General features: G+C 70.3%; 19 protein-coding genes. 15 read left to right on the forward strand and 4 right to left on the reverse strand.

Annotated features, from left to right (window positions below):
- Positions 1-234, reverse strand: a 234-nt coding sequence (locus ACWGIG_RS13850) for a cobalamin-dependent protein (protein WP_453321784.1), incomplete at its 3' end; no start/stop codon positions are given.
- 256 nt (positions 235-490) lie between these two features.
- Between ACWGIG_RS13850 and ACWGIG_RS13855 the strand changes: the two genes are divergently transcribed.
- The 13 genes from ACWGIG_RS13855 (at position 491) to ACWGIG_RS13915 (ending at position 15,126) form a co-directional block, all read left to right on the forward strand.
- Positions 491-1,633, forward strand: a complete 1,143-nt coding sequence (locus tag ACWGIG_RS13855; protein WP_453321785.1) for a hypothetical protein — start codon at positions 491-493, stop codon at positions 1,631-1,633.
- 183 nt (positions 1,634-1,816) lie between these two features.
- A complete protein-coding gene (locus ACWGIG_RS13860) occupies positions 1,817-2,845 on the forward strand; it encodes a pyridoxal-phosphate dependent enzyme (RefSeq protein ID WP_453321786.1) in 1,029 nt (342 codons plus the stop codon).
- Complete coding sequence (locus ACWGIG_RS13865) at positions 2,842-4,080, forward strand: ATP-grasp domain-containing protein (protein ID WP_453321787.1); 1,239 nt, start codon at positions 2,842-2,844, stop codon at positions 4,078-4,080. Before ACWGIG_RS13860 ends, ACWGIG_RS13865 begins: the two co-directional genes overlap by 4 nt.
- A complete protein-coding gene (locus ACWGIG_RS13870; protein WP_453321788.1) occupies positions 4,073-5,323 on the forward strand; it encodes an ATP-grasp domain-containing protein in 1,251 nt (416 codons plus the stop codon). The genes ACWGIG_RS13865 and ACWGIG_RS13870 overlap by 8 nt, the downstream gene beginning before the upstream one ends.
- Entirely contained in the window at positions 5,301-6,563 is a 1,263-nt protein-coding gene (locus ACWGIG_RS13875) for an MFS transporter (protein ID WP_453321789.1), read from the forward strand. Before ACWGIG_RS13870 ends, ACWGIG_RS13875 begins: the two co-directional genes overlap by 23 nt.
- 4 nt (positions 6,564-6,567) lie before the next feature.
- Complete coding sequence (locus ACWGIG_RS13880; protein ID WP_453321790.1) at positions 6,568-7,788, forward strand: MFS transporter; 1,221 nt, start codon at positions 6,568-6,570, stop codon at positions 7,786-7,788.
- Between the two features lie 80 nt (positions 7,789-7,868).
- Positions 7,869-8,564, forward strand: coding sequence for an HAD family hydrolase (locus tag ACWGIG_RS13885; RefSeq protein ID WP_453321791.1), 696 nt, complete (start codon positions 7,869-7,871; stop codon positions 8,562-8,564).
- Between the two features lie 115 nt (positions 8,565-8,679).
- Positions 8,680-9,723, forward strand: a complete 1,044-nt coding sequence (locus ACWGIG_RS13890; RefSeq protein ID WP_453321792.1) for an aspartate-semialdehyde dehydrogenase — start codon at positions 8,680-8,682, stop codon at positions 9,721-9,723.
- Positions 9,720-10,883 (forward strand): amino acid kinase family protein, encoded by a 1,164-nt coding sequence (locus ACWGIG_RS13895; RefSeq protein WP_453321793.1) that lies wholly within the window; start codon positions 9,720-9,722, stop codon positions 10,881-10,883. Before ACWGIG_RS13890 ends, ACWGIG_RS13895 begins: the two co-directional genes overlap by 4 nt.
- Positions 10,880-11,896 carry a TauD/TfdA family dioxygenase gene (locus ACWGIG_RS13900; protein WP_453321794.1) on the forward strand — a complete coding sequence of 339 codons (1,017 nt, stop codon included), beginning with the start codon at positions 10,880-10,882 and terminating at the stop codon, positions 11,894-11,896. The genes ACWGIG_RS13895 and ACWGIG_RS13900 overlap by 4 nt, the downstream gene beginning before the upstream one ends.
- A gap of 108 nt (positions 11,897-12,004) precedes the next feature.
- Complete coding sequence (locus tag ACWGIG_RS13905; RefSeq protein WP_453321795.1) at positions 12,005-13,237, forward strand: ATP-grasp domain-containing protein; 1,233 nt, start codon at positions 12,005-12,007, stop codon at positions 13,235-13,237.
- 97 nt (positions 13,238-13,334) lie between these two features.
- Entirely contained in the window at positions 13,335-14,342 is a 1,008-nt protein-coding gene (locus ACWGIG_RS13910; protein ID WP_453321796.1) for an ATP-grasp domain-containing protein, read from the forward strand.
- Between the two features lie 235 nt (positions 14,343-14,577).
- A complete protein-coding gene (locus tag ACWGIG_RS13915; RefSeq protein WP_453321797.1) occupies positions 14,578-15,126 on the forward strand; it encodes a hypothetical protein in 549 nt (182 codons plus the stop codon).
- An 89-nt stretch (positions 15,127-15,215) separates the two neighbouring features.
- On the opposite strand, the gene ACWGIG_RS13920 is transcribed toward ACWGIG_RS13915, so the two are convergent.
- Positions 15,216-17,732, reverse strand: a complete 2,517-nt coding sequence (locus ACWGIG_RS13920; RefSeq protein WP_453321798.1) for an NPCBM/NEW2 domain-containing protein — start codon at positions 17,730-17,732, stop codon at positions 15,216-15,218.
- Between the two features lie 566 nt (positions 17,733-18,298).
- Positions 18,299-19,573, reverse strand: a complete 1,275-nt coding sequence (locus ACWGIG_RS13925; protein ID WP_453321799.1) for an ATP-grasp domain-containing protein — start codon at positions 19,571-19,573, stop codon at positions 18,299-18,301.
- Positions 19,574-20,080: 507 nt separating this feature from the next.
- Here ACWGIG_RS13925 and ACWGIG_RS13930 point away from each other — a divergent pair.
- The gene (locus ACWGIG_RS13930) at positions 20,081-21,130 is read left to right on the forward strand and encodes a helix-turn-helix transcriptional regulator (protein ID WP_453321800.1); all 1,050 of its coding nucleotides are present in this window, start codon (positions 20,081-20,083) and stop codon (positions 21,128-21,130) included.
- 77 nt (positions 21,131-21,207) lie between these two features.
- Here ACWGIG_RS13930 and ACWGIG_RS13935 read toward each other — a convergent pair whose 3' ends face one another.
- On the reverse strand, positions 21,208-21,735 hold the full coding sequence (locus tag ACWGIG_RS13935; RefSeq protein WP_453321801.1) for a hypothetical protein: 528 nt from the start codon (positions 21,733-21,735) through the stop codon (positions 21,208-21,210).
- A gap of 542 nt (positions 21,736-22,277) precedes the next feature.
- On the opposite strand from ACWGIG_RS13935, the gene ACWGIG_RS13940 reads away from it, so the two are divergent.
- Positions 22,278-23,162 (forward strand): prephenate dehydrogenase/arogenate dehydrogenase family protein, encoded by an 885-nt coding sequence (locus ACWGIG_RS13940; RefSeq protein WP_453321802.1) that lies wholly within the window; start codon positions 22,278-22,280, stop codon positions 23,160-23,162.
- Positions 23,163-23,218 lie beyond the last annotated feature (56 nt).

Consider the following 23,218-nt stretch of genomic DNA (forward strand, 5'->3'; position numbering starts at 1 on the left):
GCTGATCACCACCAGGGCGGGGCGATGGGCGAGGCACTCTTCGAGCAGCAGGTCGTCGGGCACGCAGGCGCCGATGTTGCGCACCTCGTGGCCGAGCTCTTCGAGCACCAACTGCAGATACACGAGATTCCACGTGTGGGAATCGGACGAGACGCTGGAAACAAGCACCCGTCGGGGCTCAGGTTTTTCCCGGTCGGACTTGGGCGTATCGGTGATGAGCGCAGAAGAAGACATGGAAGTTCGCTCCCGAGGAATGGAGGGGGCGGGCAGCGCCGACGGTCGGTGAATTCCCATCGAATTCCCGATGGTTCATGCCTGCAGCATCCGGAATGGGTCGGCGACCCGGCAGGGTGACAATACGCCGGAGCCCCCTGCTTTCCGCTCCTTCAGCAACCTGCAATGCAGCTTCATGACCATGATCCGGACTGGATACCGGAGCCGCGGGGGTCCCAGAATCAAGGTGACCCGACCGAAGAGGGAGCTTTGAGAGATGAGTTCGACAGAAGCCGCACCCAGTGTGAAACCGTTCGAGCTGGACGAGAACGGCATGCGTCCGGTGGAGGTGCACTGCCACGGATTCGGAGACGTCGACTTCTCCGACTTCACCCGCGTCGACCTGACCCGTCTCGACCGGTGGTGCGCGAGCGAGGGCGTGTCCGCCCTGCCGACGATGTACCTGCACCGTGACCGCCTCGGCGAGTTCGAGCAGTTCATGCGCCGGTACGCCGCCATGCGGCGCGACGGACTGCTGCCCCACGTGCCCGGAGTGGCACTGGAGGGCCCCCTGTTGTCGCACCGCGGCGGCACACCCACCTCCACCGTCTGGGCGCCCAGCCGGGCCGAGTGGGAGCAACTGGCAGGCCTGGGCGAGTACGGCCTGGCCTACACCGTCGTGTCCCCCGACGCCTACTCGCCCGAGTCCGTCCTCCACGACGACCCCAACCTGCGCACCAGCGACTTCTCCTGGATCGTGCCGACGCTGCTGGCCCGCGGAGTGCGCCCGGCGCTCGGCCACTTCACCCGTGACGACCCGCGGCGCAGCGCGGACACGGTGGACGCGATCGTGGAGACGGCCTACCGGTCGGAGTGGAGCGGCACCGGGGTGCGGGTCACCACCGACCACCTGTTCAACGACATGCCGCTCAACATCCGGCACGCCTTCAGGACCGAGCGGGCCCGCCGTGAGCGCGACCGGATCATCGAGTCGTACGACGTGCCCAACTGGACCCTGGACAACATCAGCGAGGTCGCGGGGCCCGTGCCCGGCGCCATCATCAGGCAGGCGGTCAACTGCCGGATCTCCGCGTGCATCAACTTCGACGGCGAGCACGTGGACCTGGCGCTGGCCACCCGCGCCGTCCAGCTGATGGGCCCGCGCAACGCGATGATCATGACCGACAGGTGCGACTCCGCCCGGCTCGGCGGCCGTCCGCTGCACCACACCGGTGACAACGGCCTGTGGTACGAGGAGAACGGCGTGGTCGCGGCCGGCTCACAGCCCCTGGCCCTGCACATCGCCAACGCCAGGGCCAACGGGCTGTCCGAAGAGGACATCCACTACCTGATCACCCGTACCGCGCACCGCACCTTCGGCATCACCGCCGACGCCGGGGCCGTCGGCGTGGCCGCCTGACAGCCGCCCCTCCGACGGGGTGTGGCCGGCCGTTCCCCCGATGCCGGCCACACCCGCCCCGCCGTACTCCCCACCGCCCGCCCCACCGTCCTCCCGGGGGAATGCGACGAATTCCACGACGGGTTTCCCCTTTCCCCGGGACACCGGCCCGGTCATGCCCCTTTCGAGAGAACGGATCGTGACGTGTTCGATCACATCGCGGACGCGATGAAGCAGCCGGATGTGATTCGGCTGGACAGCAACACCTTTGTGTTGCGCTTCGAAATGATGAAGCTCTATTCGGCACTGGAGGCCGTACGGCACCTTCTGGCCACGGGCGCCGTCTCCACGGGCGACACCCTGATGGACAGTTCGAGCGGAACCTACGGATATTCGCTGGCGCTGGCCTGCCGTAAGTACGGAATGAAGTGCCGCATCGTCTGCTCGGAAAAGGTCGACGCCACTATTCGCCGTCAGTTCGAGATGCTGGGCGTCCGGGTCGACCAGGTGGAGATCCCGCCCGGGCCGCTGGTCGACAAAATGGACCAGGCGGCCCGGCTGGCACGGGTCGCCGAGATCCTCGCCACCGAGGACGACGTGTACTGGATGCGGCAGTACCACGACCACGTGCACTACCTCGGATACCGCGAATGCGCCGAACTGCTGCAGAAGGAATTCGGCGGCGAGCCGCTCACCCTCGTCGGCGGCGTCGGAACAGGAGCTTCCACCGGCGGCCTCAGCACCTACCTGCGACTGTTCAACAGCGACGTCGAACTCGTCGGCGTGCAGCCCTTCGAGAGCGTCACCTTCGGCAGCGACCCGGTCGAGGACCCGGTGGCCAGCATCTCCGGCATCGGAAGCCCCATCGTCATGGGCAACGTGCGCCACGAGCTCTACGACCGGGTGCACTGGATCGGCTACAGCAGCGCGGTGGCCGCCACCGCCGACCTCTTCCGCCGGCACGGCGTCTACGCGGGGATGTCCTCGGGGTGCAACTACCTCGCCGCAGGCTGGGAGGCCGCCCGCGCTCCCGGGCGCCCCGTCGTCTTCATCGCCGCGGACACCGGGCACCGCTACGCCGACAGCGTCTACGCGCAGGCCTCCGCCGCCGACGGCATCGAGGGACTGGCGCCGTCCCGCATCGACTCCCTGGACCTGCTCGCCCTCCCGTGGTCCGTCATGGACTGGGAGCGCCGGCCCGCTCTTCCCCGAATCAAGGAGTACCAGCAGTGAACACGCCCACGGGCCGCAACGTCGTCGCCCTGGAGTGGTTGCAGTTCGGCCTGCGCCGACTGGTGACCGCCGCGGCAGAACAGGGGCTGACCGTTCACCTCCTGACCTGCGACAGGTCGGAATACCTGCACGAGCTGTCCGACGCCGACAGCCCCCACCTGGTGATCCACGACGTGAACACCCACGACGTGGCCGAGGTGATCGCCACCGTCCTGCGCATCGGCGACGTCGCGGGCCTCCTCAGCACGACGGACACCTGGAGCCTGGTGTCCCTCGCCGTCCGCGAACAACTGGGCCTCGCCGGGCCCGACCCCGACTGCGTACGGCTGGTCAGGGACAAGACCCGGCTGCGCAGGCGCCTCCACGGGCGAGGACTCTCCGGCGCCGACGGCACCCCCATCGGCACCCAGGACGCCGAGTCCCTGGCCGCCGCGGTCGGCCTGCCCCTCGTGGTCAAGGACAGCGCGGGCACCGGCAGCGAACACGTCTGGCTGGCCCGCACGGCCGCCGAACTGGAGGCGGTGCTCGCCGAGGCCGGGCACTGCACCCTGCGCGGCCGGCTGACCGCGGAGCCGTACTTCCTGGGGCCGCTGTACAGCGTCGAGACCCTCAGCTGGGAGGGCAGGACCAGAGTGCTGGGCGTCAGCAGCCGGGTCCTCTCCCCGCCGCCCGTCTTCCGGGAGGAGGCCCTCGGCTTCCCCGTCGCCCTGCCGCCCGGCCTCGCGAAGGAGGTCGAACAGTGGGCCGTGCAGGTGCTTGAGGCCGTGGGGCACACCGAGGGCTTCGCCCACCTCGAATTCATCCTGGGCAACCGGGGATTCGAAGTCGTCGAGATCAACCCCAGGCTCGGCGGCGCACTGATCGGCGAGGAGATCTCGCAGACACTGGGCGTCAACCTGTACGAGAGCTTCCTCGACCTCGCGCTGCGCCGCCGACCGGCCCTCATGGACACGCTGCCGACGCCCGGCCACGGCGCGGCCCACGTACGCCTCTACGCACCGTGGCCCGGCACCTACCTGGGCTGCGAGGGGCAGGAGAACCTCACCGGCCACCCGGGCACCCCGGTCCTGTACCCGGCGCTGCCCGCCGGCGCCGACATCCGCACCGTCACCCATCAGGACGGCTGCGTCGCCGTCCTGATGGCCATCGGCGCGACCTCCGAACTGGCCCTGCAGAACGCGCTGTCCGCCGCAGGTGAGATCCAGGTCCGAATGAAGGGTGACGACCGTGACTGAGCACACCCCGCACCTCCTCGTCCTCAGCGGCTGGGCAGGAGTCCTCGAAACCGCGCTCTCCCTCGGCTTCGACGTCAGCTTCATCGGGGCCACCGAGGGCTTCGGCCCGGCGGACCGAGAAGTCCTGGCCCGCTGCCGGTTCGTCCGCGAAATGCCCGCCGAACAAGTCGTCGCGGCCCTGGAGGCCGCCCGCGACATCCACGCACAGCACCCCCTCGACGCCAGCGTGTCCTTCGGCGAGATGGGCCTGGAGAGCTCCGCCGTCATCGCCGACGCACTCGGAATCAAGGGCCTGCCCCTGACCTCCGTCGCATCGACCCGCTACAAGGACCGGATGCGCGGCATCCTGGCCGAGCACCCCGGGCTCGACCTCGCCTGGGCCAGGGTCGCCGACGCGGAAGGCCTCGCGAAGTTCCACGCCCGCGCCGGTCTGCCCCTGATCGTCAAGCCCGTCGCCGGCTCCGGAAGCGTCGGGGTGCGTCAGCTGTCCACCCCCGAGGAGCTGCGCGCGGCGCTGGACGACCCGCAGTTCTGGACGGACGGGCCCTACCTGGCCGAGGAACTGGTCGAAGGCAGCGAGCTCTACAGCGTGGAGACCGTCACGCTCGGCGGCCGGCACGCGGTCGCGGGAATCTCGCTGTGCCGCCTCTCCCCGTACCCCAATCTGGCCATCACCGAGATCGCCGTGCCGCCACCGGCCCCCCACGACCGGCACGTGTCCCGCATCAGCAGCACGGTCCTGGACTTCCTCGACGCGATCGGCCACACCTGGGGGCTCACGCACACCGAGGTCAAGGTCGCCCCGGGCGGACGCCCCGTGATCATCGAGTCGCAGACCCGCATCGGCGGCTTCCGGATCTTCCGGATGGTCGAACACGCGGGCGGAGTCGACGAGATCGCCGTCGTCCTGCGCAGCCTCCTGCCCGGCGGCGAACAGGTCGCTTCCCCCCACCTCCCCCCGACCACCGCCGTGGGCATGGTCCTCTCCCTGATACCGCCGCGGAAGCGGGTGCTGCGCACCGCCGACCCCGAACTGCTGCGCTCCGTCCCCGGAGTGGACGACTTCGAGATCGACATCAGGCCGGGCGAGGTGCCGCTGCCCGTCGCCGCCAACACCAAACGGCCCGGGCTCATCTGGCTGCGCCTGCCGGACCACGCCGCGGCCGACCGCACCAAGCGGGAGATCGAGCGTACGTACTGGGTCGAGTTCGAGGACGGCCATGTCTGGCATCCGGCGTTCTGAGGTGTGGTCCGGACTGACCGGACTGCCCGCCAACCTGCGCTTCCTCCTGGCCACCTCGTTCTTCATGCCGCTCGGCAGCTTCATGGTGCTGCCCTTCCTGGCGATCCTGCTGCACGACCGCCTGGGCATGGCCATGGGCACCGTCGGCGTGCTGCTGGGGATCACGTCCTTCGTGCAGTTCGCCGGCTGCCTCGGCGGCGGACTCATCGCCGAACGCATCGGCCTCAAGAGGGCCATGATCATCGGTCTCACCGTCCGCACCTGCGGGTTCGGCCTGTTCACCGTCGGACTGTCCTCGACCCCGGCCGCCGTCGTCGCCGTACTGCTCACGGCGGGCGGCGACGCCCTCTACTCGCCGGCCAACAAGGCCTACCTCGTCACGGAAGTGCGCGACGAGCACCGGCCGGTGCTCCTGTCGGTGAACAACTCGGCACTGAGCACCGGCATCGCCCTGGGCACCCTCGTCTCCGGGCTGCTGATCGTCAGCCGGCCGCTCCTCGTGTTCACCGTGGTGACGGTGATGTTCGGTGTGCTGACCCTGCTCCACGCGGTCCTGCTGCCCCAGCCGGCGGGAGCGCCCGCGACCGCCCGGGCGGGAGGTCGCGACGACTGGGCGAAGGCCTTCCTCACCGCGCCGGCGATGGTCGCCCTGGTGGCCGCGTACATCTTCTGGTTCTTCCAGAACTACCTCGGCGTCTTCGTCACCGGGAGCCACTCGGCAGTCCTCTACAGCCTGGCCCTCGTGCTCAACAGCGTGCTCGTCATCCTCGGACAGCCACTGGCGGCTCAGTGGATCGGCAGAGCCCGCTACTCCACCGCCGCCCTCGTCGCCTTCCCCGCCCTCACGCTCGGGCTCTTCGTCCTCTCCCTGCCCGGAGTGCTGTGCGTCCTGCTGGGAACCGCGCTGCTGAGCGTGGGGGAGAGCGTCATCTTCCTCAAGAACGACCTGGAAGCGCTGCGGGCCGTCCCCGGCCGCCCGGTGCTCGCCGTCGGGAGTCAGCGTCTGGCCCTCGGCATCGGGTCCTTCAGCAGCGGCGTCATCGGCGGTGGGCTGTACGCGAGCGCCCAGGCAGGCGGCGAGGCCGAGGAGTTCTGGCTGTACGCCTCCCTCCAGGCACTCGCCGCGACCGTGCTCGTCGTCCTCGTCACCCGCACCCGCACCAGCACGCGCACCCGTCTGCGCGGCGAAAAGGCTGTCGCCCCGCAGGCCGCAGACGAAGTACCTCACGGAAACGGGTGAACCCATGGACCAGCTCACGGCCACCGGCCCGACCAGTCCCCCTCCCGCCCCGGCCACCGTGACCCGGCTGCGCTGGGCGATCAGCATCTTCTTCGCCCTCGACGGATTCGTGTTCGCCGGCTGGGTGGTGCGCATCCCCGCCATCAAGGAACAGGTCGATGCCTCGGCCGGCGAGCTGGGACTGGCCCTGCTGGGCGTCTCGGTGGGCTCCGTGACCACCATGCTGCTCGCCGGACGGCTCTGCCGCCGCTACGGCAACCACCCGGTGACGGTGGCGACCGCAGCCCTGCTGTCCCTGTCGGTCGCCCTTCCGCCGCTGACCCACACCGCCTGGCAGCTCGGCCTCGTGCTCCTGGTGTTCGGAGCCGCGTACGGCGGCCTCAACGTGGCTTTCAACGCCGCGGCCGTGGAACTGGCCGAAGCCGTCCGCCGCCCCATCCTGCCGTCGTTCCACGCGGCCTTCAGCGCCGGCGGCCTCGCGGGCGCGGGACTCGGCGGCATCCTCGCCCCCCACCTGGGCCCGCTTCCCCATCTGCTGCTGCTGACGACGGCCGGCCTGCTCGTGACGGCCTGCGCGGGCCGGGCGCTGCTGCGCACCCCCGTCCCGGCCGCCGACGGACCGCGGGCCGGCCAGGAACACACCGCTCCCGGCCCGGCAGCCGCAGGACGGGTGCGTCCGATCATCGTCGTCTACGGACTGATCACGCTCTGCACGGCGTACGGGGAGGGCGCGATGGCGGACTGGGGCGCGCTGCACCTCTCCGCCGACCTGCACACGGGACCCGGTACGGCAGCAGCCGGATACGCGGTCTTCGCCCTGACGATGACGGTCTCCCGCATGGCGGGCACCCGGCTCATCGAACGGCTGGGCGCCACCCGCGTCCTGGTCCACGGCGGGCTGCTCGCCGCGACCGGGATGCTCGTCGGAGCCCTGGCCCCGCAGCTGTGGCTGGTCCTGCTCGGATACGCGGTGACCGGCCTGGGCCTCGCCAACGTCTTCCCCGTCGCGGTCGGCGGAGCCGGCGCCCTCGGCGGACCCCAGGGCGTCGCGGTGGCCTCCACCCTCGGCTACTCCGGCATCCTGCTCGGCCCGCCCTGCATCGGCCTGCTCGCCGAGGGCTTCGGACTGCCGGGCGCGCTCACCACGATCGCCGCACTGGCAGCCCTGGCCGCCCTGCTCGGCCACCTGCTGCACCGCAACCGGTCGGCTCCCGCGCCCGGTTGACCCCGCGACCGGTTGACCCCGCGACCGGGCCGCAGGCCGCACACGAAATGCCGCAGACCGCACACGACGAGAGAGATCCCATGGCAGTCAAAGGATGCATGTTCGACTTCTCCAGCACGCTCTTCCACCTGGAGGACGCGGAGAGCTGGCTGCGAGCCGTCCTCCGGGGCGCCGGCCGGAGCGTCCCCGACCACGAGATCGTGCAGTGGGCGCGCCGGCTGACGGACTTCGGGGCCGTCCCCGGAGGGCCCGCACCCCGCGCCGCGGGCCCGGAACTGACCCGGCTCTGGGAGGAGCGGGACCTGGACGCCGTACGCCACCGGGCGGCCTACACGGGCCTGCTGCACGCCGCGGGACTGCCCTGGCCCGAGCTCGTCGACGACCTCTACGCCCGGCACATGACCGCTCCCGCCTGGCAGCCCTACCCGGACACCCGGGACGTGCTCGCCACGCTGCGCGACCACGGTGTGGGAGTGGTGGTGGTGAGCAACATCGGCTGGGACCTCAGGCCCGTCTTCCGCCACCACGGGATGGACCCGTACGTCGACGCGTACGTGCTGTCCTTCGAGCACGGCGTGCAGAAGCCCGACCCCGGCCCCTTCCTGGCCGCCTACGCGCACCTGGGCCTGGCCCCCGAGGACGTGGCGATGGTCGGGGACGACAGGCACGCCGACGCCGGAGCCGCGGCCCTGGGCTCCACCGTCCACTTCGTCGACCCCCTGCCCGTGCGCGAGCGGCCCGACGCTCTGCGCGGAGTCCTGGCACATCTCGTGTGACCCGTGCCCGGCCTCCCCCCGAGACCCCCGGCTCCCACCCTGTCGACACCGCACCGGTCGACACCGCACCGGTCGACACCGCACCGGTCGACACCGCAACGACGAGAGAAGGACCATGCCCCTCACATCCAGCGACTCCGCCCCGCGCATCGCCCTGGTCGGTGCCACCGGCGCGGTCGGCTCCACCCTGGCCAGGCTCATCGAGGAGCGGGGCTTCCCCTTCCGGGACGTCCGCCTGGTGGCCTCCGCCCGGTCGGCCGGCCGGGAACTCACCGTCGACGGCAGCACCTACCGGGTCGAGGACCTGGAGACCTTCGACTTCTCGGACACCGACCTGGCCTTCTTCTCCGCGGGCGGCTCCGTCAGCCAGAAGTGGGCGCCCCGCGCCACCGCCCAGGGCGCCCTGGTCATCGACAACACCAACGCCTTCCGGATGGACCCGGACACCCCCCTGGTGGTGCCGCAGGTCAACGCGGACACACTGGACCGCAGACCGGACAGCGGCATCGTCGCCAACCCCAACTGCTCCACCATCCCGCTGGTGCGGCTCCTGCGACCGGTCGAGGAACGCTGGGGCATCAGGCAGGTGGTGGTGAGCACCTACCAGGCCGCCTCCGGGAGGGGCCACTCCGGCATCGCGGAACTGCGCGAAGCCAGCCGGATCCTGCTGGCGGACCCCGGCGCCCGGCCGCCGGCCGAGCAGTTCAGCCCCGCGCTCGCCTTCGACGTCGTCCCCTTCATCGACGAACTGCTGGACACCGGATTCACCCTGGAGGAGCAGAAGATGCTCCAGGAGTCCCGCAAGATCCTCGGCCTGCCGCACCTCGACCTCACCACCACCTGCGTCCGCGTTCCCGTGGTCAACGGCCATGCGGAGGCGGCCTGGATCGAGTGCGACGACGTGGTGGACCGCGACGAACTCGTACGGCTGCTCGCCGCGCAGCCCGAAGTGACCGTCCACGACAAGGACCGGCCCGGCGCCTTCCCCACACCGCGTACGGCGGGCACGCCCAACCACGTCCACGTGGGACGGATCCGGGTGGCACCGCACAATCCGCGCGGCTTCTGGCTCTGGGTGGTGGCGGACAACCTGCGCATCGGGGCCGCCCTGAACGCGTTGCAGATCGCGGAGGAACTCGTCGGCCGGAGGACCCTGTGAGCGCCCCCGCGACCTCAGGCACGCCCGCCGCGCCCAAGACCTCGGGCGCCCCCACCGTGCTCAAGTTCGGCGGTTCCAGCTTCACGACGCCCGCGGCGTACGAGGAACTCGCCCGGTCCCTGTCCGCACGGCTCGACACCGGGGCAGGCCCCCTGGCGGTCGTGGTCAGCGCGATGCCGGGCGAGACGGAAGGGCTGCGCGACCGGCTGCACCAGGTGGACCCCCAACCGTCCGACGACCGGGTGGCGGGCCTGCTCACCCTCGCCGACACCGTCAGCGCCCACCTGCTGTCCGCCGCGCTGCACGGCATCGGCAGGCGGGCCACCGTACTCGCCGGGCACGAGGTCGGTCTCACCACCGACGAGACCTTCATGTGGGCCCGGCTGCGGCACATCGACCCCAAGCCCCTGCGACGAGCCCTCGCCGCACACGAGGTGGTGGTGGTGCCGGGTGGACAGGCCGTCGACCGGCAGGGCAGACCCACCTGGCTGGGGAAGAACAGCTCCGACCTGTCCGCCGTGGCCGTGGCCGTGGCCCTGGGCGCGGCCCAGTGCGAGATCCACTCGGACGTCGCGGGCATCCACAGCAGCGACCCCTACCGGGTCGCGGGCACCCGACTGCTCGACCGGGTCTCCTACAGCGACGCCGCCCTCATGTCGCGGCACGGGGCCAAGGTCCTGCACCGCCGGGCGGTGCGGCTCGCCGAATGCCACGGCGTCACCCTCGTCTGCCGGCTCAACAAGGCGCCGTTCGCGTCCGGCACCGTCATCGGGGCCCACGGCTCTCCCGCCGACGCGGTCGTCCTCAACCTCCGTTCCACCGTGCACCGTTACCCCGACCACCCGACGGCGGACCGGGCACACCACGCGTTCCGGTCCGACGGGCTCGACACGGTCCGGCTGGACGAGCGCCCCGAGGTGGTGCTGATCGGCGGCTACGCCGACCCGGGGGAGTCCGAGCGCCGGCACGGTCTCGCACCGGGAGTGGTCGCGGGAATCCCCGTGACCGCGATCCGGGGCGGCACCCCGACCGTCCACCTCGCCGAGGACGACGACGAAGCGGTACGGCTCGCGCAGAAGCTGCACAACAACCTGCCCGCCCCCGCATCCGATCCGACCGGCCCCCCAGCGGGCCGACGAACAGCAGGAGTTCGTTCATGACCGTCACCGACCCGGTGGAGACCACGTCCCGCACACTCGTCGAGATACGCCTGAACGACCGCGTCCGCGACACCCTCGGCGCACAACTGGCCACACCCGACCCGACCGTCGACGTCGACTGGTCGATGGCCCGCTGTCTCCAGGTGTTCTCCCAACTCCCCACGTCCACGCTCCAGTTGATTCTGGACTTCGGCAGGCACTCCGACACTCCCGGCGTGGGACACGTACGCAATCTGCCCGTCGACGCCCTGCTGCCCGACACCCCGCGGGACGGCGGGCCCAGCCGGGACAAGGCCACGTTCACGGCAGAGGGGGTGCTGCTCGGGCTGAGCGGCCTCATCGGGGAGCCCGTCGGCTTCGCGACGGAGAAGAACGGCCGGCTGGTGCACGACGTGATCCCCGTCGCGGGCGGGGCCACGACCCAGACCAACCAGGGATCGTCGGTCTTCCTCAACTTCCACAACGACATCGTCCACGACGCCACCGGCAGGTACGACCTGGCCAGCCCCGACTTCCTGGTCCTCAGCTGCCTGCGGGCCGATCACGACGGGGTCGCGGGGACGTACTACGCGGACGCCCGCGACATCTGCCGGGCCGTCGACGAGCGCACGCTCCGGACCCTGCGCAGCCCCCTGTTCCGGATGAACGCACCCGGCAGCTACGTCCGCGACGTGGCGGGCGGCGCCGAGACGCTCTCCGACCCGGTGCCCATGATCAGCGGCCCCGAGGCGTTCCCGGAGGCCGTCGCCGCCGCCAACGGCGTCCACCCGCTGACCGACGAGGCGCGCGACGCCCTCGACAGGCTCCAGGTGGCTTGCCGGGAAGTGGCGCACGAGGTCTTCCTGCGCCCCGGCGAAGCCCTCCTGATCAACAACCGCAAGGGCCTGCACGCCCGTTCGAGCTTCACGGCACGCTACGACGGCCGGGACCGCTGGCTGCAGCGGACCTACGTACGGCGCAACCAGTGGGACATCCGCTACCGCGCCGCCGCCGGAAGCCGCCGCCTGCACTGACGCCCGTACCGCTGACGCTCCCACCACCGACGCTGCCACCGCTGACGCCCGCACGCTCCGCCCGCGACGCCCGCACCCTCCGCCCGCGACACACGAGGCCGACGACCCATGACCCACGTTGCCGTCATCAACTACAGCCCCCACCTCGACTACAGCGCCATGTTCCCCGACGCGCTCCCACACCTGCGGGTGTTCAGCCACCACCAGCTGAAGAACACCGAGAACCTGGGCGGGTACGAGTACGTCGAGGACTGCGAGTCCGTGCCGTACGTGGAACTGATGATCCGTCGCCTTGCCGGGGAAAGGCCGTTCACCCACATCGTCACGGACAACGAGTACGACCTCGAACGGGCCGCACGCATACGGGCGGACCTGGGCATCCCCGGCCAGTCCGTGGTCAGCGCCCGCTCGTTCCGCGACAAGGCGGTCATGAAGGAGGTCGCCGGCCGCGTCGTGCGGACCCCCCGCTTCGTCAGGCTGAACACGATCGTCGACCTGACGGACTTCATCGCGAAGGAGGCCTTCCCGGTCGTCGTCAAGCCCGTCAGTCAGGGCGGGGCGCGCGACATCGTGGTGCTGCGGAGCGAGGAGGACCTCCTCGCGTTCAGCCGCCGCCCCTGGCGCGAGGACCTCATGGCCGAGGAATTCATCGAGGGGACGATGTACCACGTCGACGCGGTCCTGGCGGACGGCTACCGGTTCGTGGCCTCGTCCCGCTACCTGCGCAGCTGCCTGGGCGTGTTCTCGGGCCACAACAACGGATCGGTGCAGCTGCTGCCCCGGGATCCGCTCGCCGTCCGCCTCGAAGCGTTCCTCGACCTGCTGCTCGAAAGCTTCGACACCCCGCGGGCGAGCGCGTACCACCTGGAGGTCTTCCACACACCCGACGACGCACTCGTGTTCTGCGAGATCGCCTCACGCGTCGGCGGCGACCGCATCCCCGCCCTCACCCGTGCCACCTACGGCGTGGACCTGCACACGGCCACGCTGCGCCTCTCCTGCGACCTGCCCGTCGACCCGCCACCGACCGGAGAGCCCGCCGAGGTGCACGGCTCGCTCTCGATCCTGCCGCAGGGCCGCCAGGTCCGGATCCCCGGCAGGCCGCCGTTCGGCTGGGTGCGGGAGTACGTGGTCAACGAAGGGATCGCTCCCGACGCGCTGCCGACCTACAGCGCCTCGCACCTGTGCTTCGTCATCGTGAGCGGCCGTGACGCCGCGCAGGTGGAGGAGAGGCTCCTGGAAGTGGAGCAATGGCTCGTCCACCAGCTGAACGAGCCGGCCGAAGTCCCTGCCGAGGTGCTCGCCGAAGCCCCGGCGGCCCCTGAGCCGAAATCCGGCTGACGCCCCCGCGTCCCCCACCCCGCTCCCGTCCCCTCTCTGCCTTGCTTGGTCCTGCCTCGTCCTGTCCTGCCCTGCCCTGCCCGAGAAAGGCGAACCCGTGCCGTACAAGATTCTGGTCCTGGTCTCGGAAGCGTCCCGATTCAAGCTGGACAACCACTCGATCATCCCCAGCGCCCTCTACCGGGAGGGGCACGAGGTCCACATCGGTGACATCGACACGCTCGGCGTGCACGAGTCGGTCGTCGTGTGCGACCGGATGCGGCTGACCGAGGAGTTCGAGAGCGGAGGAGCATTCCCCGAGCTGAGCGAACCCCACGCATCGGCCGAGGACTTCGACCTCGTCTGGGCCCTCGCGGGCACCCACCCGGACGCCGCCACGGACTACTTCCAACTGCTGTGGCTCCTCAATCAGAGGGTGCCCTTCGTCAACGACGCGAGCTCGCTCTTCTACCTCAACACGAAAACCAACCTCGGCGTGGTCGTGCCGCCCGAGCACCTGCCGGTGTCGTACGTGTCCAACGACTTCGACTTCCTCAACGGTCTCGTCGACTCCGACGCCGACCGCTCGTGGGTCGTCAAACCGACGAACGGCGGCTGCGGCGCGGACGTGTACGTCGTCAACAAACGGGACCGCAACCGCACCGCACTCCTCAGCTCCGCCACCGGCAACGCCCATTCGAGCTACGTGAGTTACGGCCGGGAAGTCATCGGCATGTCCGAGCGGCACGCCGTCGTGCAGGAGTACATCCCCAACGTGCGCACCAACGAGAAGCGGGTGATCATCGCCGGAGACACTCCGGTGTCCGGCTTCCTCCGCTTCCACCAGGAGTACGACAACCGCGCCAACGCCACTGTGGGAGCCCGCTACGAGGCACTCCAACTCAGCGACGAGGAAAGCGAGTTCATAAAAGAACTGGGCAAACGCATGATGGATCACGGCATCTTCTACGTCGGTGTGGACCTCGCCTTCCCGTACGTGATCGAGATCAACATGGAGAACCCGGGCGGACTGAACTACCACCGCCGGGTCACGGGCGAGGACCAGTCCTCAGCAGCCGTCAACGCGGTACTCGACGCACTGCGCAGCGCGGGAAAGATCTCCTGAGGACCCGGGCACCCGGTCGCGACTCCTGTTCGGGTGACATCCGGCCGTGCCGTACGGAAGCGGGAGTGTCCGCGCTACCGGTGTGCGCGTGAACCGATAGCTTGCGGACCCGGGTCCGGACAGGCGCCTGCGAAACCCGGGCGTGCGTCCGGGAGCCCGGTTGCCGAGCCGGCCCTGCCGCCGCACGCACCGCGTGCGGAGTGGTTGCCTGGCTCGATCTGTCCGGAGTGATGCGATGGAACTCGACCGTCTGCTTCCCACCTACGAGCTCCGCTCCCGGTTCGCCCGGCGGATCGCGGCGGACCCTGCGACCGTGTGGCGGGCACTGACCGAGGTCACCGTCGGGGAACTGCCCGTCCACCGGACGCTGATGCGGCTGCGCCTGGGCGGCCGGGGCCGGGTCGAGGGGCCGTTCGTCGACAGCTTCCCCACCCCCACCCTGGTCACCGTGGACGGCGAGGAACTGGTCAAGGGCATGGTCGCCCGGTTCTGGAGGATCCGCCCCCAGCCCGCCCCGGTCGCCCCGGGGGACGCCGCGGCGTTCACCGCGTTCGACGCGCCGGGCTGGGCCAAAGCGGCCCTGAGCCTGCGCGTCGTCCCCGATGCGGACGGCTCGCTCCTGTCCTTCGAGACCCGGGTGCACTCCACCGATGCCCACGCCCGCCGCGCCTTCCGGGCCTACTGGCTGCTCATCCAACTGGGCGGGGCGGCCTGCATCAGGATCGAGGTACTGCGCGCCGTGGCCCGCCGCGCCGAACACGGCACTGCCTCAAGACGCCCATGAGCGGTGGGCGGCGCCTGGGCGAACGGTGGTGCTGTTGATGCACGGGCGGGCCCTTCGCCGAGCGCGGGCGCGGGTGCGGGGGCGGGTGGCTACGGCAGGAGTGTGGCGCCCGCCCAGTCGGCGTGGTCGCTGTTGATGCCGTCGCCCGCGTCGGTGACCTTCAGGACCAGGGACCTCACGCCCTTGATGCTGACGTCGACGGGCCGGGTCGGGCTCGTCGGCGTCAGCACCGCCGGGGTCTCGTACAGCTTGGTTCCGTCGCCCCAGACCTCGAACCTGACGGTCGCGTTCGCACCGACCTCGTCGTCGACGCCCACGTCCGACCTGAACCGCGAGTAGGCGCCGTTCAGGGCGTACGAGAGGCTGCCGTTGGCGTGCGTGCCGATGCCCTTGGCGTACGCCGTGCCGTTCAGCCTGAGGGGATTCCCGTCGACGCTCCGGTCCTTGCGCGGGGTGCCGAAGTCGCTGTGGGCGTCGCTCCAGGTGAGGTCGCTCAGATCGACCGTCCGTCCGCTCCCGCTCCCGGCGGTGGTGGCGGAGACGGCGGTGCTGGCGCCGGAGGTGTTCCGGGCGGCGTCCACCGCCTTGACCGTGAAGGAGTACGGCGTCGAGGCCGTGAGCCCCGTGGCGGTGAAGTCCGTGCCCGTGGACGTTCCGGCGAGCGTGCTGCCCCGGTAGATCTGGTAGCCGGTCACTCCGACGTCGTCGGTCGAGGCCGTCCACTTCAGGTCCACGCTGTTCGCGGTGGCGTGGGACGCCGTCAGACCGGTCGGCACGCTGGGGGCCGTGGTGTCGCCGGCCGTGGCGCCGGTGCTCGCGGTCACGGACGCGCCGACGGCCACCGGGACGTCCACGTACGAGACCGTCCTGCCGTAGAGGGACTTGGTCTTCGGCGTCTGCGCGACACCGTTCACGGTGATCGTGGTGGGGGTTCCGTAGAACTGGGCCTCCCAGGTGACGGGGGAGCCGGAGCTGTTGGTCAGCGTGGAGGCCGTCGTACCGGTGTGCTTGAGCTTCAGGTCGCTGTCACCGACCTTGAGGTGGTCGATCTCCACCCACGGCGTCTCGGGGGTCAGCCGGGAGACGGTGGCCACCTTGTCGTGCGGGGCGTCCGGCTGGACGCCCATCATGCCGTCGGTGACGCTGCTGACCGCGAGGAAGGAGATCTCCGGGTAGTTGTTGCGGCCGGTCATGAGCTTCTTGAGCCACGCCCAGCCCTCGTCGGACCGGTTGTACTGGTAGTACATCTCCGGCAGGTAGGAGGTCGCCTCGACGTTCAGGTCGTCGTCGTGGGCGGCGATGAAGTCCAGGTAGCCGCCGGTCCTGGGGCCGTGGTCGCCGAGGCCCGTCAGCATCATCAGGAAGCTGGCCTCGTGGCCCCAACTGCTGTAGCCCGTACCGGCCGCGTCCTTGCCGCGGACGTACCGGTTGTTCGACGCGTCCCACCACTTCGACTCGAAGTGCTCGCGCACCCGCTTGGCCCGGGCGGCCCACTTCGTGCTGTCGCCGGTGTTGCCCTTCGCCTTCAGGATCTCCGAGTAGGCGAGCATGGACTGGTACTGGTAACCGAGCGAGTCGGCCGCCGAGACGAGGTTCTCGTTCGGGAACTCGAAGTACGTCGCCGTGTACTCGCCGTCCTGCTTCTTCGGGACCGGCTGCTCGGCGGAGGGGTTCGCGTCGTCCCACACCACCTCGTGGTCGGTCAGGAACTTCCCCATCGTCGAGTCGTAGTACGCGGAGAGGGTCGGATCGTTGATCCAGTCGGCGTTGCCCGTCCACTGGTACTGCTTGTACGCCTTGGCCATCAGGTTGAACGGCGACGGCAGCTCCCGGAACCCGGTGCCGTCGATGTAGTACACGGCGCCGTACGAACTGTGCGCCCACAGCGGCCAGCCGTTCTGGCCCGGATCGTCGGCGTCGGCGGCGAAGGTCTTCAGCATGTTGAAGTTCTCGGCGTCCAGGCCGAGCGCGTGCCCGCCGTCGGACTGGTGGGAGATGTCCCGGTTGTAGAAGGACTCCCGGTTGGTGTACGCACCCCAGTAGCCGGGGGTCACCGAGGTGTGGGTGGCGTCCTTGAGGCGCCACCACTCCGGTTCGTGCCCCATCATCGGGTTGCCCGGGTAGAAGGTCGTGCCCAGGGCCCGGTTCTTGCCCCAGTTGAAGCCGTCGTTCAACGTCGCGTTCGGCGAATCGATGGTCAGGGGGCTGGTCGGTGGACCGACGTGGGCCTGGACCGTGATCCGGTCCACGCGCGGCACCTCACCGGCCGAGGCGGCCGTCAGCTCGATGACGTCACCGGCCTTGAGCGTGACCTTGCTCGACGTCCGGGTGTCGATGTTCACCGGGTCGGTGTGGTCACGGCCGTGGCGCTGGGACGTCTCCCAGGAATCCACCTCGGTGGAGTTCACGGAGAGCTTGTACGTCACCCCCTTCGCGGCCTTGCCGTTGTAGCGCGTGATGAGGTCGTACGTCCCGTCGGCGCCGCTGAAGGTCGTCCTGGCGGTGCTCGGCCGTCCCGACGTGCCTCTGACGTAGGTGACTTTGTCGACCGGCTTGCCGTTCCAGGTGTGATCGACGGTCTCCGTCGCGAAGTTGGTCAGCGACATGCTCTCGGCTTCGAGCACGTAGGGCCCGGCCGCGGCTCCCGCCGCCGCGGGTGTGCCGGGCAGGGCTGCCGCGGTACCGGTCCATGCCAGTAAGGCAGTTAACGCACAGGTCAATCTACGCATGTGCGATCAATCCTCTCAAGGGGGGCGGCTCCATCCGTCGCACATCGATGTGGGAAGATGTTGAACCGCGTTGCATATTGAGGACTCGCGGCGAAGTACTGTCAATAGCTGTGGCGGCCCTGGCTGTTGGGCGCTTGCTGCCGGGAAGTCCGGCCCTGCTTGCCGGATCCCGATCCCGAATCCGATCGCTTCGACTCGGTCGGTATCGAGTCTCCGCAGGTCAGTTGGTGAATCCGACGGTCGCGCCGAATGGCCGAACCGCACGAACCGCACCGTGAACGACGTGCGTGTCCCGGGTTCGATCAGCAACTTGCAGCAGACTGCTGAAGACTGCTCCGAAAGTTTTCCATGCGATATTGCATGCCATGGCAGGCGTGCGTAGCGTTCCGACCCGGAAGGCTCACCACCGCACAGGAGGGGTCCGGCCGGTCCGGGCGGGCGACTCAGAGCTGTGGGTCGTGTGTGCCGTAGGTGACGGAGTACGCCGACCACAGCCTCTGGACGTCGGCGGTGACCGAAGCGGCCGAGTCGCCGACGAACGTGAACGTGCCCGCCAGCCGGTCGTCGGAGACCGCGAGAACGTCTCCGACGCGCGGCACGGTGCTCCGGACGACGGAAGCGGGCAGTCGACAGGCGCCCTCGACCTTGAGCACCTCCAGGGTTCCTTCGCCCGGGGCCATGACCCACAGCCAGCCGGACGCGCCGACCCCGCTGTCGAGGAGCGTGCGGGGGCCGTCGTAACACGGTGCTTCACCGAGGCACACCCGTACGGCCTCCTGCACCAGATCGATGCCGTAGGCCTGCTGGACGACGTCCGGGATGCCACCGCCCGCCGGACGGCCGGCGATCTCCAGGAACGTCAGCCGTCCGTCCGGGCGGATGAACAACTCCAGGTGGAACACCCCGTCTTCGAGCCCCACCGCGTCCAGGACGGTCGTCGTCACCTCCTGAACGGCGTCGAGCAGCACGGGGTCGTCGATGCTGACCGAACCCAGGGGGAGTCCGCCCTTGTTGAGGACGTCGTGCAGGGGAGCCAGGTAGGTCGCCGCGCTGAGGAACAGCAGTCGTCCGTCCCGGACCAGACCGTCGGCGTGGCACAGGTCGCCGGTCAGGAACTCCTCGACCTCGTGGTCCGCGCCGATGCCTTCGTCGCGCACGTGGGAGAGGAAGTCCGACGGGTCGCGGAAGATCTGCACGCCGACGGAGACGCACTGGGAGACCGGCTTGAGCACGACGCCGTCCGGCATCAACGCGGCCAGGCGCTCGGCCTCCTCGGGGGGCGTGTCCGGTCCGACCGGCCAGAAGCGCGGGACGTCGACGCCCGCGGCGCGGACCGCTTCCTTCATCCGGACCTTGTCGCGCAGCAGCTCGGCCTGCGGGGGATGCATCCCGGACAGGCCGAGGTGCTCGCGCAGCCGGGCCGCGGGCATCACGGCGGCCTCGGACAGACCGATGACGGCGCTGGGCGGGCCCAACTCGGCGGAGAACCGCTCGACATACCGGGTCATCTGCTCGAAGGCGGCGTCGTAGGCGTCGTAAGGCGTCCCCGGTTCGACGTGCAGCGCACCGATGCGGGCGAAGCGATCGCGAGCACGGCCGGGCAGGGTGGCCACGGAGGTTTCGTCGAGCAGCGCCGTCAGGTGGTGTCCCGTTCTGAGTGTCCGCTCCTGCCTGACGTCGAAGTCGATGTGCACGATGTGTGACGGCTCTGGATTCATGGGTGCTCCGGGGGATCGGCGCCCGTTCTCCGGTTCGAGCCGGGGAAGACCGCGGGCATGCACCGGACCATGCCGCTCGCTCGCCCCTCGCACATCACCCGGCCGAGTGGGACGACGGAGTTCGGCGGTGTGTGGAACGCCCCGGGGCTTTGGCTCGTCTAGGGGGGCGGACCGTGTTTGACCGAGTGGGACAACGTACCGACGGGTAGTCGTCAAGTTGCGCTCAATGAGGAGAAGTTGAGAAAGTTTTTCGGCGATGCGTGATCGACTAAACGACGTCAAGTCGCTAGATTCCCCTTCTATGCACCCCCCTCTGTGGCTGACGGTCCCCTACGAGTGTGACCTGCCGCGCGTTCGACCACCGTGCGGCCGGACCTGCGGCGACGGGTCGGGGGGACGTTCGCACCGTCAATTCACTTTCTGTTCTGCATGGAAGCAGGCCGGCGTCGGGGACAGCGACGATCGTGCTGCACGGGCCTTTACGCATCAGCGGCTGGGGTGACGGTTGTGACGCAACAGACCGGTGACAACGTTTTCAATATCGGGGACTCCCTCAGCGCGGAGGAGGTCTCCGTCTACCGGTGGCTCGCCCTGCACCGCGACTTCGACCTGCCCCGCATGGCGGCCGAGGTGGGTCTCGGCGAGGCCACGGTCCGCCAGGCCCTGGAGTTCCTCTTCCGGATCGGCCTGGCACAGCCGGACAAGAAGGACCCCGGCCGGGTGTGGGCGGTCGACCCGCATCTGGTCGCAGCCGTGGCCACCGCCCCCCTGGAGCGGACCATCGCCGAGCAGCAGACGCGACTGCGGGCCTTCCGCGACCAGTTCGCGCGACTGGCGTCCGACTACGAGAAGGGCCAGCAGAGCGGCGGCGCCGAGGTCGAGACCATACCCGGTCTTTCCGAGGTGCGGGCAGCGCTGAACCGGGCCTCCGAACAGTGCGTCGAGGACATGATCACGGTCCAGCCGGGCGGTACCCGCACGCCCGAGGTGCTCCAGGACGCGCTGGCGAGAGACAGCGAATTACTCGCACGCGGAGTGCGGATGCGTACCCTCTACCACCACACCGCGCGATTCAACGGGCCCAGCCAGGCCTACGTGGCCACGGTGAGCGCGCTGGGCGGCCAGTACCGTACCGCGCACCAACTCTGCGGCCGGATGGTCATTTTCGACCGCCGGACGGCGTTCCTGCCCGACCATCGCGGCACGCTCGGCGCGGTGGTGGTCCGGGAGCCGTCGATCGTGCACTTCCTCTGCGAACTGTTCGAGCAGGCGTGGTCCCAGGCGAAACCGTTCTCCGACGCCGCGAACGACGGTCTGGAAGCCGTGGCGAAGGACCTGGACCGCACCCTCCTGCAACTGCTGGCCACCGGCCTGAAGGACGAGACGATCGCCAGGCGGCTGGGGATGTCCTTGCGGACGACCCGCAAGCACATCGCCGACATCATGCAGACACTGGGAGCGGAGAGCCGGTTCCAGGCCGGAGCCGCGGTGGCCATCGCCGGGCTGCTGGACGACGAGACGGACCTGGGTACGCAGCCGCCGACGGCGTCGGTCTGATCCGAGGAACTGGGGCGGGGCCCGGTGCGCGGCCTCCGGTGGTGAACGCCGGGTGCTCGGCCCCTCCCTCCTGCTTCCTACTGCAGGACCCCGTCCTCCAGGACGAGTTCGAGCAGCACGGTGGGGGTGTGGACCTCGGAGAGCCGGCAGACGCGCTGCCGGGGCGTGAACAGGGTGCTGCCCGACCGCAGCCGCATGCCGAGCGGGTGGTGCGGTGCGGGCAGCGGGGTACGGCCGACGGGTAAGGCGGGTAACAGGTCGCAGCGACAGGCCCCTTCGAGGACGGTGACCGTGCGCTCGGCGCTGTCGGACACGTCGTACGTCAAGGTGGAGCCGGGCGCCAGGGAACGGAAGTGCGGGGTGACGGACAGCCCCAGCCGGTCGCTCAGTGCCGACGTCAGCGCCGCCGCCCCGGGTCCGCCCGGCGCGACGGCGGACCCGGGGCCCAGTTCCTGAGGGCGCGGTATCCGCCGAAGGGCAGGCAGGGTCTCCGCGGCGTCGGGCCACAGCAGGCTCGGTCCCACGTCACCGTTGATCGCCACACACAGCGCCAGCTCTTCCACGAAGGACTGCAGCGGTCGGCTCAGGCGGATCTTTGCGGGCATGGTTCTCCGATCTCGTACGATCTCGCCACGGCCCGGGGCCCGGCGTTGAGGTGGGGAACGCCGACGGGCGGGCACAGCCGCTCCGGGAACGAAGGGAAACGGCCGACCAGAGGACGTGGCGGCCTGTCAAGTATTGTGCCCCGCGCGTCGCGGCCCGGGTAGTCACGTGTTCGCGTGGCATGGAGGGTCGGGCCCACGGGCTGCGGGGCGCAGCGGTGTGCACGGGCTCCGGTCGCGGTGGGGTCGGGCCGTTCCGCCAACCCGTGCGGGTGATGTGACGCCGGGCCCCGGGGCGGGATGCTCACGGAGCCCGGTCCGCTCCGGGTTCCGGTCCCGGCCGGCCCGCAGCGGACGCCGTGCCCACCGGGAGTTCCCATGCCCCTGTCCCCGCCCGGCTCGGTATCCGGCGGCTTCGACCGGACGGCCGTGCTGGGCGCGGACGACGGGCGGGGTCGTACGAGGGCCTCGGTCCCGGGCCGGCGGCCCGTCGTACCGGCGCTTCGTGCGCATCCACCCCACCCGGCACTCCACGAGGAGCAACCGTGAGCGTCCTGCTCGTACAGCCCCAACTGTCCCTGCGTACGGCCCTGGTCATCGGCGCGGGCCCGATCGGTACGTCCGTGGCCCTGGCCCTCACCGCCGCGGGCGTACGGGTGCACCTGCGCGACACCGACCCCGAAGTGGCCTCCAGAGCAGCCGAGTTGGGGGCAGGAACCCTGGATCCGCCCGGTGGGTACGCCGATCTCGCGGTGGTCGCCGTGCCGCCCGGCCGGGTCGGTGCCGTGGTCCGGGAATGTCAGCGCAGGGGACTGGCCCGCCACACGCTGGACGTGGCAGGGGTGAAGGCGGGGCCCCTCGCCGACGTCCTCGCCCGGGGGTGCGACCCCGCCCGGCACATCGGGGGCCATCCGCTGGCGGACGGAGCGACCGACGGGCCGCTCACCGCGCGGGCCGACCTCTTCCGGGGCCGGCCGTGGGTCCTCAGTCCGCTGCCGCAGACGCACACCGACACGCTCAACGCGGCACTCGACGTGGTGACCGCATGCGGTGCCACTCCCGTCCTCATGGATGCCGCCGAACACGACCGGGCAGTGGCCCTGGTCGCTCATGCGCCCCGGGTGCTGACGTCGCTGCTGGCGGCACGTTTGGAGGCGGCTCCGCCGGGTGCCGTGCGGCTGTCCGAGACGGGTGTGTGCCCTCGTCCCTGGGCGTCGGAGGACTCCCGCGGCCGGGTCGAGGCGCTGCTCGCCAATGCTCCGGCCGTGGCGGACGTCCTGGAGGGACTCGCCGGGGACATCGTCGCGGTCGTCGCGGCGCTGCGTGCGGCGTCCGGCGACGGTACGGCTGACACGGGCGGTCGACTGACCGGCCTCCTCGCCCCGCACGTTCCGACCGCAGTGCGCAACAGGACTGACGGGTCGTCATGACGGGTGACGGTACGCAGTGCGTCGAAGGACTTCGAGTCGGACGGCTGTGAGTCGGA

The sequence above is a fragment of the Streptomyces sp. NPDC054863 genome, from assembly GCF_053610825.1.

Bases quoted from the DNA above. Each gene is read 5' to 3' on its own strand.
- ACWGIG_RS13855 (WP_453321785.1), top strand. From the start codon at position 491: ATGAGTTCGACAGAAGCCGCACCCAGTGTGAAACCGTTCGAGCTGGAC.
- ACWGIG_RS13875 (WP_453321789.1), top strand. From the start codon at position 5,301: ATGTCTGGCATCCGGCGTTCTGAGGTGTGGTCCGGACTGACCGGACTG.
- ACWGIG_RS13880 (WP_453321790.1), top strand. From the start codon at position 6,568: ATGGACCAGCTCACGGCCACCGGCCCGACCAGTCCCCCTCCCGCCCCG.
- ACWGIG_RS13885 (WP_453321791.1), top strand. From the start codon at position 7,869: ATGGCAGTCAAAGGATGCATGTTCGACTTCTCCAGCACGCTCTTCCAC.
- ACWGIG_RS13890 (WP_453321792.1), top strand. From the start codon at position 8,680: ATGCCCCTCACATCCAGCGACTCCGCCCCGCGCATCGCCCTGGTCGGT.
- ACWGIG_RS13900 (WP_453321794.1), top strand. From the start codon at position 10,880: ATGACCGTCACCGACCCGGTGGAGACCACGTCCCGCACACTCGTCGAG.
- ACWGIG_RS13905 (WP_453321795.1), top strand. From the start codon at position 12,005: ATGACCCACGTTGCCGTCATCAACTACAGCCCCCACCTCGACTACAGC.
- ACWGIG_RS13915 (WP_453321797.1), top strand. From the start codon at position 14,578: ATGGAACTCGACCGTCTGCTTCCCACCTACGAGCTCCGCTCCCGGTTC.
- ACWGIG_RS13920 (WP_453321798.1), bottom strand. From the start codon at position 17,732: ATGTCGCTGACCAACTTCGCGACGGAGACCGTCGATCACACCTGGAAC.
- ACWGIG_RS13925 (WP_453321799.1), bottom strand. From the start codon at position 19,573: ATGAATCCAGAGCCGTCACACATCGTGCACATCGACTTCGACGTCAGG.
- ACWGIG_RS13935 (WP_453321801.1), bottom strand. From the start codon at position 21,735: ATGCCCGCAAAGATCCGCCTGAGCCGACCGCTGCAGTCCTTCGTGGAA.